Raw genomic sequence first — 16,704 nt, 5'->3', positions numbered from 1 at the left:
TCTTACGCCGGCGGCAGCTCGCCGGTCCGGTGACAGCGGACCAGATGGCGGTCGGCCTCGGCACCGCGAAGCGGTTGCGGCTGGTCGCAGCCGGCCGCCGCGAAGGGGCAGCGCTCGCGGAAGAAGCATCCGGTCGGAAGCCTGATCGCGCTCGGCAGTTCGACGCCGCGGACCGGCGCCGCGAGTTCGGCGCTCTGGTCCAGGCTCGGAACGGAGGCAAGCAGCGCGCGCGTATAGGGGTGCCCGGGATGGTTCAGAACCTCGGCCGTCGGCCCAAGCTCGACCACCTGCCCCAGATACATGACGGCGACCCGGTCGGCGACATGCCGGATGACCGAGACGTTGTGCGAGATGAACAGATAGGTGAGGTCGAGCTCGCGCTGCAACCTCAGGAGGAGGTTGAGGATCTGCGCCTGGACCGAGACGTCGAGCGCTGAGGTCGGTTCGTCCAGGACCAGAAGCTCCGGCTCCAACGCCAGCGCCCGGGCGATCGCGATTCGCTGACGCTGCCCGCCCGAGAACTCATGCGGATAGCGCTCCAGTTGGTCCGGGCGCAGCCCGACCTGGAGCGCGAGTTCGCGCGCCTTGCCTTTGAGCCAGGAGGTGGTGCGACCGCCGGCTACGGCGAGCGGTTCTGTGATCACCCGCCAGGCGGTCATCCGGGGATTCAGGGACGCTTGCGGATCCTGGAACACAATCTGGAAGCGGCGGCGCATCCGCCGCATCTCCGATCCCGGAAGATTGCCGAGATCCGTTCCGTCGAACAGGACCCGCCCGTCGGTCGGTCGGAGGAGGCCCATGACGATCTGGCCCAGCGTGCTCTTTCCGCAGCCCGACTCCCCGACGATGCCCAATGTCTCGCCACGCTGAACCTCGAGCTCCACGCCGTTCAGCGCATGCACATAGCCGCGCGGACGCCCGCGCCAATTCGCCCCGACAGGAAATCGCATCCCGATTCCTTCGAGCGTCAGCAGCGTCTGCTTCGCGGGCTTGGCCGGAAGGGTGGTTGCCTCGTTTGATGGCAGGTCCGATCGGCCCGTGTCCGCGGAATCGCGATGCCCGTCCGCCAGAAGCCAGCAGGCGGCCGCGTGCTGGACCTCTTCGCCGCCACCGCTGAGAAGGGGCGGAACCTCGACGCAGCGATCATGGGCGAAGGCGCAGCGCGGCCGGAAGAGGCAGCCTCCCGGCGGATGGATGAGGTCCGGCACGGTGCCGGCGATGGAGGCGAGCGGCTGCTTCGGCTGCCCGAGTTCGGGCAGGGAGCGAAGCAGGGCCTGGGTATAGGGATGAAGCGGGCGGCGAAGAACGTCGGCGGTCCGGCCCTGCTCGACGATCTTCCCAGCATACATCACATAGACGCGATCGCAGAGCTGCGCCACGACAGCGAGATCATGGGTGATGAACAGGACCGAGGTTCCGCGCTCCTTCGCCTTCTCGCGCAAGAGCGTCAAGACCTGGGCCTGCACGGTGACGTCGAGCGCCGTGGTCGGCTCGTCGGCGATCAGGACCTTCGGGTTGCAGGAGAACGCCATGGCGAGGAGCACGCGCTGGCGCATGCCGCCGCTCAGCTCGAAGGGGTAATTCTTCATCACCCGCTTCGCGTCCGGGACCTGCATTTCCGCCAGCAGCCTTTCGGCCCTGGCCTCCGCCTCGGCTCGGCTCACCCGCTCGTGGCGGTGGATCACCTGCGTGATCTGGCGCCCGATCCGGATCGTCGGGTTGAGCGCGTTCATCGGCTCCTGGAACACCATCGAGACCAGCTTGCCGCGCATGTCCTGTAGCTCGCGCTCGCCGGTCGCCAGCATATCGCGGCCGATGAGGCGGATCGTCCCCTCGGTGATCCGGTTGCTGGCGGGCGGCAGAAGCCGGATCACCGACATCGACGTTACTGACTTCCCGCATCCCGATTCGCCCACCAGCCCGACGATCTCGCCGGCACCGACCGACAGCGTTACGTTGCTCAGCGCGTGCACCGGGCCGCGATAGGTCGGGAACTCGAGCGAAAGGTCGCGGACCTCGACAACAGCCGACATGTTCGCCTCCGTCATTTGGCGCGTAGTCTCGGGTCGAAGATGTCGCGCAGCCCGTCACCGAAGAGGTTGAAGCCCACGGCGGTGATCAGGATGGCGAGGCCCGGAAAGGTCGGGTACCACCACTGGTCCAGCAGGAAATCCCGGCCGTTGCTGACCATGGCGCCCCATTCCGCGGTCGGCTGCTGCGCGCCCAAGCCGATGAAGCTCAACGCCGAGGCGGTGAGGATCGCGACGCCGATATCGAGCGTGCCCTGCACGATGATCGGGGCCAGCGAGTTCGGCATAATGTGACGCCGGACGATATGAAGCCGGGACGAGCCGAAGGTGACGGCAGCCTTGACATAGGGCCGTTCGCGCAGCGACAGCGCCTGCCCGCGCGCCAGCCGCACATAGAAGGGAATGCGAACCACGGCGATGGCCAGCATCGCGTTGATGAGGTCGGGGCCGAGCGCGGCCGCGAGCGCCATCGCCATCACGAAGGACGGGAATGACAGCAGAACGTCCATGAAGCGCATGATCACCGTGTCGATGCGGCCGCCGGCGAGGCCGGAGAACGCGCCGATGACGACGCCGAAGCCCATCGAGATGCCGACGATCGCGAAGCCGACCGTCACCGAGGTCCGCGCGCCGTAGATGACCCGGGACAGAAGGTCCCGCCCGACCTGATCCGTGCCGAACCAGTGCTCGAAACTCGGCGCCGCCAGCCGGTTCAGCAGGTTGATCGCGTTGGGATCGTAGGGCGCCAGGACCGGCGCGAAGATCATGGTGGCAAGAACGAGGATGATGATCACGAGGCCGACGATTGCCAGCGGGCTGCGGCGAAGCTGGTACCAGACATAGCGCCAGTCGAACGACGTCGCGCCTGCCGGCCCGTTGGTATCGGCCTCGGCCGATGGGAGTGTCTCCGGGCGATCGGTGACGGTCATCTATCCGATCTCGCGAATCTGCGGATCGAGGAACATATAGGTCAGGTCCACCAGCAGGTTGAGCAGCACATAGGCGGTCGAGGCCACGACGGTAAACCCCATGATGGCCGGGAAGTCCAGGGCGGCGATCGACTCGACGACATAGTTCCCCATGCCCGGCCAGGCGAACACCGTCTCGGTCAAGACGGCGCCGTAGAGCAGGTCGCCGAAGGCCAAGCCGATCATGGTGACCGACGGGATGAGCGCGTTGCGCAGGCCGTGATCAAGGACGATCCGGGCGCGCGAGAGCCCGCTCGCCTTCGCGGTCCGGATATAATCCTCCTGCAGCACTTCGAGCATGGCGGAGCGGATCTGCCGGGTGACGACGCCGAGATGGATGAAACCCAGCGTGAGGGCCGGCAGAATCAGATGCGCGAGCGCGCTGCGCAGTGCGGCCCAGTCGCCCGCGATGAGCGAATCCACGGTGTAGAAGCCGGTCACGAAAGGCGGCGGCGACATATTGCCGGCGAGGCGCCCCGAGCCGGGCAGGATGCCGAGCTGCCCGTAGAAGAGATAGATGAGCAGCAGTCCGAGCCAGAATGCCGGGGTCGAGATCCCCGTGACCGAGAGCGTGCGGGTCAGATGATCGATGCCGCGGTCCTTGGCGACGGCGGACAGCACGCCGAGCGGTATGCCCAGCACGATCGCGAAAAGGAGCGCCGCGACCGCCAGCTCGATGGTGGCGGGGAAGAACCGGAGAATGTCATCCATCACCGGCCGCTGCGTGCGGATCGAGACGCCGAAATCGCCTTGCAGAAGGTCGCCGACATAGGTGAGGTACTGGATGTGCAGCGGCCGGTCGAGGCCGAGCGCCTCGCGCATCTGCGCCACCGTCTCGTCGGAGGCGCGCTCGCCGGCCATCATCCTGGCCGGGTCTCCCGGAATCATGTGCGAGATGACGAAGGTCACCACGGAGACGCCGAAGACGACGAAGATCAGCAGGACGAGGCGTCGTCGGATGATGTTCAGAAATGACATGGCTTGACGGTCCGATGAAGGAAGAGCCGTCCGAAGGCTCCCGGCCGGGGCAGGCAATCCGCCCCGGCCGGGAATGACCGTCTTCGGACGCTACTCGGACTTGGACATGCGGGCGAAGTCCCAGATCTGCAGCAGCATCGGGTTGTAGGCATAGCCCTCTACGTCATCGCGCATCGCGAACTGGTAGTTTCGCTGGAACAGCAGGACATAGGCCGCCTCTTCGACCGCGATCTCCTGGGCCTCCTGATAGAGCTTGGTCCGCTCTGCCTGGTCGGACCCGGTCGCCGCCTCGCGGATCAGCTCATCGACCTTGGGGTTGGTGTAGAAGGAGCGGTTGCCCGCCAGCCCATGGCGCTCCGAATCGAACCAGAAATTCATGAACATCGACGGGTCCGCATAGTCGGGCGTCCAGTTGCCCACCGCGATGTCGAAGTCGCCGGTGTCGAGCTTGTCGCGCATGGTCGGATAGGCGAACTCCTGCAGTTCGACCTCAATGCCGAGAGGCGCCAGGTTCTGCTGGAGGACCAGGCCGATCAGCTCCCAGTTCGGGTCGGTCTTGGCGTAGAGATAGCTGAGCTTGAGGTCCTCGACCCCGGCCTCGGCGAGAAGCGCCTTGGCCTTCTCCAGGTCATACTCATACTGCATGACCGACGGGTCGTGGCCCCACAGGCCCTTCGGAATTGCGCCGCGCATCTGAATGCCCTGGCCGAGCAGGATGCCGTCGATGATCCCCTGATAGTCGATCGCGTAGGAGAGGGCCTGGCGAACCTTGACGTTGTCGAGCGGCGCGCGCTCGTTGTTCAGATAAAGATAGGTGACGTAGAAGCTGGGCTCGTCGACGATCGTGACGCCGGGCACTTCCGCCATCGCGCTGAGCTGGTCGACCGGAATCTCCTCGGCGATGTCGAGATCGCCCTTCTCCAGCTGGAGACGGCGCGCCGTGGCTTCCTTGACGATCCGGATGACGACCTGCTCGAAGAACGGCTCCGGCCCGCCATAATGGGGGTTCGGCTCCATCACGATCCGCTGCCCCTTCTCCCAGCTTGCAACCTGGAAGGCGCCGCTTCCCATGCTATGGTCGGCGAGATAACCCTGCGCCATGTCGCCATTAACCTCATGCTCCATCACGGCCGGATTGACGATCCCGGCGCCGTCCACGACCAGCGTGGAGAGGAAGGGGCCGAACGGCTCCTTCAGCGTGAACCTGACGGTGCGGTCGTCCACCGCCTCGACCTTCTCGACCGACGAAAAGACGTCGGACGGCCCTTTGCCGATCTTGAGCAGGCGATCGAAGCTGAACTTGACCGCCTCGGCATCGACGGGCGAGCCGTCGGCGAACTTATGGCCGCCGGCGAGGGTAAAGGTCCAGACCGTGCCGTCCTCGTTCACCGTCCAGGACTCGGCGAGCTCGCCCTCGACCTCGGTCGTGCCCCGGCCGTCCTCGACCTTGAACCTGACCAGCCGTTCATAGGCCGGATAGGTCGCGGTCCAGCTATTGTTGGTCATGGTGACCGCCGGGTCGAGATTGTCCGGGTCGCCGGACTTGCCGATCACCAACGTATGTAGATCCGTGGCCTGCGCCGGATCGACGCCGCCGCCAACCAGGGCCGCCGACGCACAGAAGGCGGTGGCAGCGAGTAATCCGCGTAGAAGTCGTTTCATGGTTCCTCCCAGTCTTCAATTCATCTTCGGACGGATCAGATTCCGTTTCTTGCCAAGCCTCTAAGAGGGCAGGGCAACGAGCATAGGATGGAGATCCGGCTCAGGCAACGGCGGCAAATCTGCCCGGGGCAAGCGATTCGGTGGTGACGCCGAGATCAGCGAGATCGGACGGGACCGGCCGGTGTCGGGCGAGGGCCGCCGCGAGCCGGGCCATGGCCGGCGCCGTCTGGATGCCGTAACCGCCTTGCCCGGCGAGCCAGAAGAAGCCGGAAAGTTCCGAGTCGAAGCCCACAACCGGGGTCTTGTCCGTCGCGAATGTCCGTAAACCCGCCCAGCTATGCTCGATGCGCGGAATCGTCAGGTCCGTAGCCTGTTGCAGCCGATCGACCAGAATGGCGATGTCGAGCTCCTCGGGCTGGATATCGCAGGGCGGCACCGGCGTTTCGTCGGCCGGCGAGGCCAGAAGCTTGCCGGCATCCGGCTTGAAATAGAACTGTTCGTCGGCGTCGATCACAAGGGGCCACGGTTTGGAATCGACATCGGTCGGCGCCGCGAACAGGATCGCCGTCCGACGCTTTGGCGTCAGCCCGACCGGCTGCGCACCGGCCAGTCCCGCCACCTCGTCGGCCCAGGCCCCTGCCGCGTTGACGACGACCTGTCCCCGATAGGCGCCGCCGGTCCGCGTTCGAACGCTCCAGCCCTGGGCATCGCGCTCCAGCGCCTGGACGCCGCCATCGGCGACAAGCTTGCCGCCTCTCGCCCGGAAGCCGCGAAGATAGCCATGGAGAAGACCATGCACCTCGATATCCATCGCGTCGGGATCGACGACCGCGTCGGCTACATAGTCACTCTTGAGGGTCGGGACCATGTTCGTGGCCTGGCGACCGTCGAGGCGATGAATGTTGCTGCGCAACCCCGCGACCTCCTCGAGAAGCCGATCGAGCGATTCCGTCTGGTCAGGCCGTGCGATGAAGAGCGCACCGCGCGGTGTAAGCAGCGGGTGCTCGGTGAATCCCCGCGGCGGATCGAGATAGAAGGCTCTGCTACCGCTCGTCAGGGCGCGAATGGTCCGATTGCCATAGGTTTCGGCGAACAGTGCGGCGGACCTGCCGGTCGAATGATAGCCAGGCTGGCTCTCCTGCTCGAGAAGGAGCACCGTCGCATGCTCGGAAAGCTCGCAGGCGACCGAGGCGCCGGCCATGCCCGCGCCGATGACTATGAACTCGAACTCATCCATGATCGGCTGTCTTGTTAACTATTCATCCAGGTCCAGGTGCATCCACCCGGCTTCTCCAGTGTCGATCTCATAGCGGGTCAAGCCGGCCGGAGTCGACCGTCATCTTGCGGGATGGCGTTTCGCGGCTCTATGTTCCGACGGGTGCCATGGGATCGCAATCTGGGAGGAAGCGTTGAGCGTATTTGACAAGGACTCGGGGCTCGACACGCCGGCGCTCCTGCTCGACAGGGATCGCCTGGAACGCAACCTCGACGCCATGAGGGCGCGGATGGCGGCGCTCGGCGTCACGCTGCGCCCGCATCTCAAGACGGCGAAGTCCGTGGATGTCGCCCGGCTGGCGGTCGGCGACGGCGGGCCGATCACGGTGTCGACGCTTCGCGAGGCCGAAGGCTTCGCGGAGAACGGCTTCCGCGACATTCTCTACGCCGTCGGCATGACGCCGACCAAGCTGCCGCGTGTGGCGCGGCTGCTCCGGCAAGGAGTCGACCTCAAGATGATCGTCGACACGCCGGAGGCGGCCGATGCCGTCGGCCGAGCAGCGTCGGCGGAGGGCGTCGTCTGCGCGGTGCTCATCGAGATCGACAGCGGGGGTGCACGCGCGGGCGTGCTGCCGCAGGATGACCGGCTGCTCGAGATCGCGCGTCGGCTTGCCGGGAACGCCGGCACCAGCCTCGCGGGTGTCATGACTCATGCCGGACACTCCTACCAAGCGCACGGCCGTGAAGCGATCGAGGCGGTCGCGAGGGACGAAGCCGCGGCGGTCGCCGAGGCGGCAGGCCGGCTGCGCGAGGCCGGGTTCCCCTGCCCGATCGTGAGCACCGGGTCGACTCCCACCGCCGTGGTCGCCCGCGATGTCGAGGGCGTCACGGAGATGCGGCCCGGCGTCTATATGTTCTTCGACCTCGACCAAGTCGGGATCGGCGTCTGCGGGATCGACGATATCGCGCTTTCGGTTCTGGCGAGCGTGGTCGGGCACAACCGTCAGGTCGGCCAGATCCTGATCGACGCCGGAGGGCTCGCGCTGTCCAAGGATACGAGCGCGGGCGCCGTCATGCCAGGGGTCGGCTATGGCCTGCTTTGCAGCGACGATCTCGTGCCCCTCGACCCGCTGGTCGTCGCCGACGTGCATCAGGAGCATGGGATCGTGCCCGTTCCCGACGAAGGGTGGTTTGACCGGCTCCCGATCGGCGCGCAGGTGCGGGTGTTGCCGAACCATGCCTGCATGACCGCCGCCGCCTATGACGGCTACCATATCCTGCAGGGCGGCCGGCTTGCCGGCTTCTGGAGCCGGATCAACGGCTGGTGAGGAGGCGGACGGAGACATAGCCGGCGGACCGGAGGCCGGTCAGGAGTGGTCGGATCATGTCAGGAGTGGGCGGATCATGACGGTCGTTCTGACGACGCGTGCGGATATCACGCTCGACGCGGTCCACCGGGTCGCCTGGCAGGGTGAGATCGTTCGCATCAGCGACCAGGCGCTGCACTGCATCGCCGCCTGCCGGCAGTCGTTCCTACAGCTCATCGACAACGATCCCGAGGTCGTCATCTATGGCGTGACGACCGCCATGGGCGAGCTCGCCAGCAGCCGGCTGGCCCGTGCGGAGCGCGATAAGCACGCCAGGCTCAAACCCTTCGCCGCCGCCACCGCATTCGGCGATCCGCTGCCCGATCGCGTGGTGCGGGGCATCGTTCTTGCCCGGCTGGCGAATTTTCTCGAAGGCCACGCCGCGACGACCCCACGGATCGCACTGGCCGTCGCCGCTATGCTCGACGGCGGGCCGCTGCCGACGGTCCCGGCGTCGGGCCAGGGCGGCGCCGGAGAGATCCTCGCGCTCTATCCGCTGTTCGCCGAACTGTCGACGCGGTTCGACCTGGAGGTGAAGGAGCGCGGGTCGCTGATCAACGGATCGCCTTGTGGCGCGGCGCTGGTCGCCGATGCCGCACTGGCGGCGCGCAACCGGGTTCGCCTCGTGCATCGCGTCTTCGCACTTTCGATCGAGGCGTTCCGGGCCCCGCTGGAGCATTATGATGCTGCGCTCGACGCGCTGTGGGGCGATGAGCATGAGGCGGCGGCGCTGTGCGGCCTCAGGGCCTATCTTGACGGCACCGGGACAGGGCGTCGGAACTATCAGGCGCCCGTCAGCTATCGAATTCTGCCGCGCGTGCTGGGTCAGGCGCACCGGGCGCTGGCAGCGGCGGAGCAGGCTGCGGCGGTGTCGCTCAGCTCGGTGTCCGACAACCCGGTCTATGTTCCTCCCGACGGCACCCACCCTTACGGCCGTTGCCTCAGCACCGGCGGGTATCACAACGCGATGGCGGCGCCCGCGCTCGATGGTCTGGCGGCCATCTGGGCGGACCTCTGCCTGCTTTGCGACCGGCATAGTTCGAAGCTGCTCAACGGCCGGGTTTCGCTGCTCCCCGACCTGCTGCTGGTCGGCAGGGAGCCGGGCGACTCCGACGGCCATGGCGCGCTCGGCTATGTGCCGATGGCGGTCATCGGTTATCTGGAGCAGGCCAGGGCCGCCGCGCAACGCACCTTCATTCCCGGCAGCGAGAGCGCCGGGTCCGGACAGGACGATGTCGCATCGCCGGTCTTCCTCGCCTGGTCGAAAGAGGAGCGGGCCGGGCGATGCCTTGATGCGGCGCTCGCCATGCTGGCCGTCATCGCCTCGCAGGCGCTGCAGGCAACCGGCCGTTCCGCTCCGCCGCCGCTTCGCCAGTTCCTCGACGAGGTGCGCGCCGTCGTTCCGCCCGTTGACGACGACCGGGTCCTCGGACCGGAATTGCAAAGGCTCGCCGACTCCTTCACTGCCGGTGTGTTCTCGGCGACGGATCACCCCTCCTGATCAGCGCGGATCACGAACAAGGGCTGTCCTGCCAGCGGCCAAAGGCGCTGATCACCTCCCGCAACGCCCGGCTGCGCGGCTTGTCGCCGCGAACGGCCAGTCCGAGCGTGCGGTCGAGCTTCGGCGAGAGGGGGCGGGAGACCCATCTCCGAGATTCGGTCTGCCGAAGCGCCATGCCCGGTAGGATGGAATAGCCGAGTCCGGCGCCGACAAGCTCCTTTATCGCCTCGACATTGCCGAGACTCATAATGGGAGCAGGAGACAAGTCTGCGGCTGAGAACCATGCCTCGACGAGGCGGCGTGTGCTTCCGCCGGGCTCGAACAGCACCAATGGCCTTCCAACGAGAAATTGTGGCGTGACCACCGTTGGAAAGGAATCCCCGTCGGCCGGGCCAACGGCGAGAAACCTTTCGGTCAGGATCGGACTGACGTCGAAGGTCCGGCCTGTGACAGGCAAGGTGACGAGCGCGATGTCAATCCGGTTCTCTGCGACCAGAGCCAGCATCTCCGTCGTGGTGCCCGTGGTGACGGTGATTTCGAGACCGGGAAAGCGAGCCCGCAGGTCGCGAAGGATCGAAGGCAGGAAGTAGATGCAAGCCGTGGCTCCGGTCCCCAGGCGGACCCGTCCAACCGCGCCGTTGCTGTGCTCACTCACCGCTTCGAGGGCGGACTGAACGGCAGCCTCGATGGCGCTCGCGTGCCGCAGGAGCTCGGCCCCCGCTGCCGTGGTGGTGACACGCCGCCCGAGCCGTTCGAGCAGACGCGTGCCCAGATGCCCTTCAAGCCGCCGGATCTGCAAGCTGACAGCGGGCTGCGACAAGCTCAAACGAGCGGCCGCCGCTGAAAAGCTGCCGAGCTCTACGACCGCGCAGAACGTCTTCAACTGCCCGAGATCCAGCTCCCGCAAGTCAAAGTTTCCCTTATGCGATCCATAACAAATCAAAGCTTCAATTATTGTACGTTGTCACACAAGCTGACCTGAAAGGAAGCGAACTTCACAATGGTCAGCTCGTGATAAAGGCAATGATCGCGCCTCGAATCGTGTTCTGCATGGGCGCGTCACTGCTCGTGTCCTGGGGTGTGTCCTACTATCTCATCGGCGTTTTCGGTGACCGCATCGCCGCCGACCTCGGATGGAGCCTGCCCCTGGTTCACGGCGGCTTCACGGTCGCTCTCCTGACCATGGGGGGCATCTCAACGTTCGCTGGTCGTCTCATCGACCGTCACGGCGGGCGCAGTGTCATGGCGGTGGGCGCAGCGCTGACCGCAGTCGGCTGTATCGGGTTGGCGCTTTCTCACGGACTGCTGCCCTATTATGCGTCCTGGATCTGCCTCGGCGTCGCCATGCGCCTTACGCTCTACGACGCTGCCTTTGCCTCCCTTGCGCGCATCGGCGGCCCTCACGCCAAGACGGCGATGGCTCAGGTCACGCTTTTCGGAGGACTTAGCTCGACCGTCTTCTGGCCGTTCGGCGACGCTCTGGCAAATTGGCTGGGCTGGCGCGGCGCGCTTCTCGTCTATGCGGGCCTGGCGCTCGCGACTATTCTTCTGCACCTCGGCATCCCGGTCGTTCGGTACGATTCCTCGGCCGAGATTGCCGGCCACGCACCTCCCTTGGCCGGAACACGCCGGGATCAGATCGTTGCGGGAGGTCTTTACGCGCTCGCATTCGCCTTGGTGCATTTCCTGAGCTCAGCGATGTCCGCTCACGTGATCGGACTGCTCACCGGGCTCGGCCTTGCCGCGTCCGTTGCTGTCTGGGTCAGCACGCTCCGCGGCATCGGCCAGGTCGCCGGACGGCTTTGCCAGGTTCTGCTGGGCGTACACATGCATCCGCTCAAGCTCAATTTCCTGGCGATGCTTCTGCTTCCCCTCTCGTTCGCTCTGGCGTTCTTCAGCGGTACATTCGTTTTCGCCGCCCCGGCATTCGTCTTTCTCTATGGTGCCGGCCATGGCGTGGTGACCATCACGCAGGGGACGCTGCCGCTGGTTCTCTTCGACCATCGCACCTATGGGGCTTTGGTGGGGCGGCTCCTGGTCCCAAGCTTTGTCGTCTCCGCAATGGCGCCTTTGATCTTCGCTGTCGTCATCGAGCGGTTCGGCGAAGCCGTCGCCATAGGCCTTTGTTTCTTCCTGGCCGGACTGACGCTAGGGTCCGCCCTGTTGCTGAACATGCATTTCCGGAGGGTTCGAACATGACCGATCGAGGTGTCCTTGTCGTCACCGGAGGAAGCCGCGGCATCGGAGCGGCAATCGTGCGACAGGCCGCACGCCAGGGATATGCGGTGTGCTTCAGCTACGCGCAGGATTCGGCGTCGGCGGGCCAACTGCTCGAAGAGCTCGAAAGGTCGGGGCACCAAGCGCTGGCCGTGCAGGGCGACGTCGCCGAACCCGAACCGGCACGCAGCTTGTTCGACCAGGCTGAGAGTACGCTGGGTCCGGTCTCGGCGCTCGTGAACAACGCCGGAGTGACAGGGCCGATCGGCAGCTTTCGCGAGCTGGACCATGCCGTTCTGCGTCGCGTTCTCGAGGTCAACGTGGTCGGGACAATGCTTTGCGCCCAGGAAGCCATCCGCCGATGGGAGCGTCGCAGCACCGCCGGTGCCATTGTGAACATATCCTCGATCGCCGCCACGCTGGGCGCGCCGAACGAATATGTCCACTATGCGGCCACCAAAGGAGCGGTCGAATCCTTCACCATAGGCCTTGCCAAGGAACTGGCGCCAAGCGGCATAAGGGTGAATGCCGTCTCACCTGGCACCGTATTCACCGACATTCACGCACGCGCGGGCGAACCGGACCGTCCGGCTCGCGTCGTCTCCCGCGTGCCGATGGGACGGATCGGCGAACCTGACGAAATCGCAAGCGCTGTTCTCTGGCTGCTGTCGGAACAAGCATCCTACGTGACCGGTTCGATCCTGCGCGTCTCCGGTGGGCTCTAAGCCATGGAGCGATCTCGGCAGAGCGACGGATCAAGCTGCTCCCGTGAAAGGCAGGTGCGCCGCACGATCGTTCAAGACGCGCGGCCACCCTCCCGTCCATAAGAGACGCTGCGCTTGCTCGACATGGGAGGGCCGTGAGATGGAAGGGCTGCTTGGCTTCGTTCTGGCTGGTCTCGCGCTGGCTGGCAGCCCCGGCCCGGCCACGCTGAGTCTTGCCGCCACCGGCGCCGCGTTTGGCGCTCGTCGCGGTCTCGGCTACCTGACCGGGATCGTCATCGGCATGGTCATCGTGATGGGGATCATCGCGACAGGCGTGGCGGGCCTTCTGCTGGCGTTGCCGGGGGCGAAGCCCGTCGCGGCCACCCTGGCGGCCGCGTACTTTGCCTATCTCGCCATCCGCATCGCCACCGCGCCGCCCTTGGCGGAGGGGGCCGGTCCGCGTCGCCAGCCGTCCTTCGCTGCCGGCATATTCCTGTCGCTCGTCAATCCGAAGGGCTATGCCGCCATGGCAGCCCTGTTCTCCGGCTTTGTCCTGGTAAAGGAGCGCCTCGAACTGGACGCGGCGGTGAAGGTGATCGTTCTGGTGGCGATCATCATCGCGGCCAGTTCGGCATGGCTCTTTGCCGGGGCGGGGCTCACCCGCTTCTTTCGGGAACCTCGTGCCAACCGGTTCATCAATATGACCTTTGCCGTCCTTCTCGTCGCGTCCCTCGCGCTCGCGTCGTTGTTCTGAGTTCCCAGGCCGCTGGCGGCCGTTAAACAGACGAGTTTATGAGTTGGGAGGAGTGCGGAAGCCTTGGCCTTTCGGCCGGCAACCGCGCACCTCCCTGATCAGGGTAGTATTTTTCATTAGTGAGTGAATTCCGCTCACTTGCTTCAGCTGTGTGGGTGGATGAAGTTTTTCACCAGGGTTCGGAGTAAGGCCTTCGACCGTGGTCTCGATGGGGTGGTCTCGATGGCGCTTCGCCTTCCGCCGCTGAATGCGCTTCGCCTCTTCGAAGCCGCCGGCCGGCATCAGAGCTTCAAGCTGGCGGCGGAGGAATTGCATCTCACGCCGAGCGCCGTCAGCCACGGCATCGTCTCGCTCGAGCGATGGCTCGGCGTAAACTTGTTCGACCGTGGACCGCGCGGCATTTCCCTGACCGTCGCGGGGCAGGATTACCTCCCCTACGTCTCCGAGGCGCTGTCGATGATCGCAACCGGAACGCAACGGCTGCCCAGCCGCCGGACCGACCGCCGAATCCTCGTCAGCGTCGCCCCGACCTTTGCGACGAACTGGTTGCTTCCGAACCTCCACAAGTTCCACAAGCAGCATCCGCCGATCGTGGTGTCGATCGACACGGCACGCCGCCAACTGGACTTCCCCACGGATGGCGTAGATCTGGCAATCCGCATGGGGCGCGGTCCCTGGCCTGGGCTCGCGTCTGTCAAGCTGATGCAGGAATGGCTCGTTCCGGTTTGTTCGCCGACGTACCTTTCGACGCTTGGCGCCGACGGCGCTGCCCGCTTGGCAGGGGTCACGCTGTTGCACGTCGTATCCGCTACAGAAGACTGGGCCGCCTGGCTCGAGGCGGCAGGAATCGGCGACGTCGACCTTTCCCGCGGGTTCCAGTTTGACACGGCTCGCATAGCGTTCGATGCAGCCGCAAGCGGTCTTGGAATTGCGATCGGGCGAAAGCCGCTCGTTGATCGCGATCTCGCCAGCGGCCGTCTCGTGCGGGCTCTCGACCCCGTCGTACCCGCCGCGACGGCCTATTGGCTCGTCAGCTCGGAGGCGGCCGAAAACCGCCCCGAGATCGCTGCGTTCAAGCGCTGGCTCGTCGCCGAGACAGCGCAACTCTGAGACCGAGCGGCGATGCTGGATGATGCATGTCGCGCCGCCGCGACAGGTGAAAACGACTCAACTGCCCTGCAGGCCAATTCGTTTGTCCGACTTCTGGAGGGGTTGCATCCTCAGGGCTCGACCGCCAGAGGATGCCATGACCGCTGAGCTCGTCTCGTCCAAACGATCGAGTTGGATCGGCAACGCGACCGTCATCATCGTCGCCGGTGCCTTGGTCATGGCGGCGGCCATGGGCGCGCGGCAGAGTTTCGGGCTTTTCCTCGGCCCGTTCTCCTTCGAACGGGGTTTGCCGCTCACCGTCTTTGCCTTCGCCATCGCCCTGCACAATCTCGTCTGGGGCCTGGCCCAGCCCTTCGCCGGCGCCGCCGCGGACCGCTTCGGGACGGCCATCATCGTGGGCTTCGGCGCTATCGTCTACGCCGCCGGGCTGGCGCTCACGGCGCTTGTCCCGACCGGCCTGGGCGCGATCGTCGGCATCGGCATCCTCGTCGGAATCGGCTTGAGCTGCACGACCTTCGGCGTCGTGCTGGCCGCCGTTGGGCGTGCGGTATCGCCGGAGCGGCGCAGCGTGGCCATGGGCGTGGCGAGCGCCGTCGGATCGATCGGTCAAATCGGCGTCGTTCCTCTGGCGCAGACCGTCATCGACGGCAGCGGGGTCGCGGCTGGGCTACTCTTCCTCGGCCTCGTCGTTCTGCTTGCGACGCCTCTCTGCCTTGCCTTTGGCGGTGCCAAGGCTGCGCCGTCGAGCCTATCAGAACTCGGCCTGCGCCAGCCGACCTTGGGCGAGGCGTTGCGCGAGGCAGGCGGGCATCGTGGATATCAGCTGCTCACGATCGGCTTCTTCACCTGCGGCCTGCAACTTGCCTTCATCGGCACGCACCTGCCGGGATATCTCGCGACCTGCCACATGCCGGCCGCGCTCGGCGCGACGGCTCTCGCCGTCATCGGGCTGTTCAACACGATCGGCAGCTGGCTCTGCGGCTGGCTCGGCGCGCGCTGGCGCCCGCAGCATCTCCTGGCTTGGCTTTACCTGATCCGAGCCGCGGCGATCGCAGCACTCCTAGTCCTGCCCCCGAGTGAGGCGCTGGTCCTCGGTTTCGCCGCGGTGATGGGGCTCCTCTGGCTTGGAACCGTGCCGCTCACGAGCAATCTCATCGCCCGCATGTTCGGTGTCCGTCATCTTGGAACGCTGTTCGGCATCTGCTTCCTGAGTCATCAGGTCGGTTCGTTCATCGGCGCCTGGCTGGGCGGCTATGCGTTCGAGGCCACCGGCTCCTACAACTCCGTTTGGGTGTTCACCGCACTCGCCGGACTCTTCGCCGCTGCCGTTCATATTCCAATCCGCGACCGCGCCGCGCCAGGCGCACCGCGTCCATCCCACTGCTGAGGAGGCCTGCTATGCCGACAAGAACACTGCTTCGCGAGAATGCCGATGGCATCAGCACACTGACCCTGAACCGGCCGGAGCGGCTCAACGCGCTCGACCATGCAACCATCGACGCGATAATGCAGGAACTCGACCGAATCGAGGCAGACGAGTCGATCGCCGTCGTGGTTCTGACCGGAACCGGCGATCGGGCGTTCAGTGCCGGCGCGGATATCTTCGGTCTCGCTCAAAGCCTTGAGAACGGCGTGGAGGTCGCGATGCGTGAGTTCGTGCGGCGGGGTCAAGCGCTGACCGGCCGCATCGAGGCCTTTCCGAAGCCGATCATCGTTGCGGTCAACGGGCTGGCTTATGGGGGCGGCTGCGAGATCACCGAGGCGGCGCCGCTGGCGATCGCAAGTGAGGATGCAACCTTCGCCAAGCCGGAGATCGACCTCGGCTTTCCGCCGCCTTTCGGCGGAACGCAACGCCTGCCGCGGCTGATCGGTCGCAAGCGCGCATTGGCGATGATCCTGACCGCCGAGCCGATTTCCGCACAGGAAGCGCTTGCAATGGGCCTCGTGAACCGGGTCGTGCCGAAGGATCGGTTGCTCGATGAAGCCTATCAGCTCGCGGCCGCGATTCGGCGGAAATCGCGGCTTGCCGTGACCGCCTGCCTCGCCAGCGTCACGCGCGGCCTCAATGTCGGAATTCATGAAGGCTTGGCGATCGAAGCAAGCCAGTTCGCGCGCGTCGCGTCCACGCAGGATGTCGCGGAAGGTGTCGGCGCATTCCTAGAAAAGCGGCAAGCTTCCTTCGGGGACATCTGAACTTT

The 16,704-nt window shown here is 65.7% G+C and carries 14 protein-coding genes; 8 read left to right on the top strand and 6 right to left on the bottom strand.

Annotated elements, in window-relative coordinates:
• Positions 1-2 precede the first annotated feature (2 nt).
• From DT069_RS13360 to DT069_RS13340, 5 genes are all read right to left on the bottom strand, one after another.
• Complete coding sequence (locus DT069_RS13360) at positions 3-2,033, bottom strand: dipeptide ABC transporter ATP-binding protein (protein WP_162913181.1); 2,031 nt, start codon at positions 2,031-2,033, stop codon at positions 3-5.
• A gap of 11 nt (positions 2,034-2,044) precedes the next feature.
• Positions 2,045-2,959 (bottom strand): D,D-dipeptide ABC transporter permease, encoded by a 915-nt coding sequence (ddpC, locus tag DT069_RS13355; protein WP_119460818.1) that lies wholly within the window; start codon positions 2,957-2,959, stop codon positions 2,045-2,047.
• The gene (locus tag DT069_RS13350; RefSeq protein ID WP_119460817.1) at positions 2,960-3,976 is read right to left on the bottom strand and encodes an ABC transporter permease; all 1,017 of its coding nucleotides are present in this window, start codon (positions 3,974-3,976) and stop codon (positions 2,960-2,962) included.
• Positions 3,977-4,066: 90 nt separating this feature from the next.
• Positions 4,067-5,638, bottom strand: coding sequence for an ABC transporter substrate-binding protein (locus DT069_RS13345; protein ID WP_119460816.1), 1,572 nt, complete (start codon positions 5,636-5,638; stop codon positions 4,067-4,069).
• 100 nt (positions 5,639-5,738) lie between these two features.
• Positions 5,739-6,875, bottom strand: a complete 1,137-nt coding sequence (locus DT069_RS13340; RefSeq protein ID WP_119460815.1) for an NAD(P)/FAD-dependent oxidoreductase — start codon at positions 6,873-6,875, stop codon at positions 5,739-5,741.
• A gap of 172 nt (positions 6,876-7,047) precedes the next feature.
• Between DT069_RS13340 and DT069_RS13335 the strand changes: the two genes are divergently transcribed.
• Together DT069_RS13335 and DT069_RS13330 are read left to right on the top strand one after the other, a co-directional pair.
• Positions 7,048-8,181 carry an alanine racemase gene (locus DT069_RS13335; RefSeq protein ID WP_425450219.1) on the top strand — a complete coding sequence of 378 codons (1,134 nt, stop codon included), beginning with the start codon at positions 7,048-7,050 and terminating at the stop codon, positions 8,179-8,181.
• Positions 8,182-8,257: 76 nt separating this feature from the next.
• On the top strand, positions 8,258-9,721 hold the full coding sequence (locus DT069_RS13330; protein ID WP_119460814.1) for an aromatic amino acid lyase: 1,464 nt from the start codon (positions 8,258-8,260) through the stop codon (positions 9,719-9,721).
• Between the two features lie 10 nt (positions 9,722-9,731).
• On the opposite strand, the gene DT069_RS13325 is transcribed toward DT069_RS13330, so the two are convergent.
• Positions 9,732-10,628 (bottom strand): LysR family transcriptional regulator, encoded by an 897-nt coding sequence (locus DT069_RS13325; protein WP_119460813.1) that lies wholly within the window; start codon positions 10,626-10,628, stop codon positions 9,732-9,734.
• Positions 10,629-10,744: 116 nt separating this feature from the next.
• On the opposite strand from DT069_RS13325, the gene DT069_RS13320 reads away from it, so the two are divergent.
• The 6 genes from DT069_RS13320 (at position 10,745) to DT069_RS13295 (ending at position 16,699) form a co-directional block, all read left to right on the top strand.
• Complete coding sequence (locus DT069_RS13320) at positions 10,745-11,920, top strand: MFS transporter (RefSeq protein ID WP_119460812.1); 1,176 nt, start codon at positions 10,745-10,747, stop codon at positions 11,918-11,920.
• Positions 11,917-12,663, top strand: a complete 747-nt coding sequence (locus DT069_RS13315) for a glucose 1-dehydrogenase (RefSeq protein WP_119460811.1) — start codon at positions 11,917-11,919, stop codon at positions 12,661-12,663. The genes DT069_RS13320 and DT069_RS13315 overlap by 4 nt, the downstream gene beginning before the upstream one ends.
• 139 nt (positions 12,664-12,802) lie before the next feature.
• Entirely contained in the window at positions 12,803-13,396 is a 594-nt protein-coding gene (locus DT069_RS13310) for a LysE family translocator (RefSeq protein ID WP_119460810.1), read from the top strand.
• A gap of 222 nt (positions 13,397-13,618) precedes the next feature.
• Positions 13,619-14,506: a transcriptional regulator GcvA gene (gene gcvA / locus DT069_RS13305; protein WP_119460809.1), complete on the top strand. Its 888-nt coding sequence runs from the start codon at positions 13,619-13,621 to the stop codon at positions 14,504-14,506.
• A gap of 136 nt (positions 14,507-14,642) precedes the next feature.
• On the top strand, positions 14,643-15,893 hold the full coding sequence (locus DT069_RS13300; RefSeq protein ID WP_119460808.1) for an MFS transporter: 1,251 nt from the start codon (positions 14,643-14,645) through the stop codon (positions 15,891-15,893).
• Between the two features lie 11 nt (positions 15,894-15,904).
• Positions 15,905-16,699 carry a crotonase/enoyl-CoA hydratase family protein gene (locus DT069_RS13295; RefSeq protein ID WP_119460807.1) on the top strand — a complete coding sequence of 265 codons (795 nt, stop codon included), beginning with the start codon at positions 15,905-15,907 and terminating at the stop codon, positions 16,697-16,699.
• The last annotated feature ends 5 nt before the right edge of the window (positions 16,700-16,704 follow it).

It is taken from the genome of Virgifigura deserti (assembly GCA_003576685.1).
Lineage (GTDB): Bacteria > Pseudomonadota > Alphaproteobacteria > Dongiales > Dongiaceae > Virgifigura > Virgifigura deserti.
Note: the sequence above shows the minus strand (reverse complement) of the source record. Positions and strands in the feature narration are given on the sequence as shown.

Coding starts and splice junctions, on each gene's coding strand:
- DT069_RS13360 (WP_162913181.1), bottom strand. CDS start 2,033: ATGTCGGCTGTTGTCGAGGTCCGCGACCTTTCGCTCGAGTTCCCGACC.
- ddpC (WP_119460818.1), bottom strand. CDS start 2,959: ATGACCGTCACCGATCGCCCGGAGACACTCCCATCGGCCGAGGCCGAT.
- DT069_RS13350 (WP_119460817.1), bottom strand. CDS start 3,976: ATGTCATTTCTGAACATCATCCGACGACGCCTCGTCCTGCTGATCTTC.
- DT069_RS13345 (WP_119460816.1), bottom strand. CDS start 5,638: ATGAAACGACTTCTACGCGGATTACTCGCTGCCACCGCCTTCTGTGCG.
- DT069_RS13340 (WP_119460815.1), bottom strand. CDS start 6,875: ATGGATGAGTTCGAGTTCATAGTCATCGGCGCGGGCATGGCCGGCGCC.
- DT069_RS13330 (WP_119460814.1), top strand. CDS start 8,258: ATGACGGTCGTTCTGACGACGCGTGCGGATATCACGCTCGACGCGGTC.
- DT069_RS13320 (WP_119460812.1), top strand. CDS start 10,745: ATGATCGCGCCTCGAATCGTGTTCTGCATGGGCGCGTCACTGCTCGTG.
- DT069_RS13315 (WP_119460811.1), top strand. CDS start 11,917: ATGACCGATCGAGGTGTCCTTGTCGTCACCGGAGGAAGCCGCGGCATC.
- DT069_RS13310 (WP_119460810.1), top strand. CDS start 12,803: ATGGAAGGGCTGCTTGGCTTCGTTCTGGCTGGTCTCGCGCTGGCTGGC.
- gcvA (WP_119460809.1), top strand. CDS start 13,619: ATGGCGCTTCGCCTTCCGCCGCTGAATGCGCTTCGCCTCTTCGAAGCC.
- DT069_RS13300 (WP_119460808.1), top strand. CDS start 14,643: ATGACCGCTGAGCTCGTCTCGTCCAAACGATCGAGTTGGATCGGCAAC.
- DT069_RS13295 (WP_119460807.1), top strand. CDS start 15,905: ATGCCGACAAGAACACTGCTTCGCGAGAATGCCGATGGCATCAGCACA.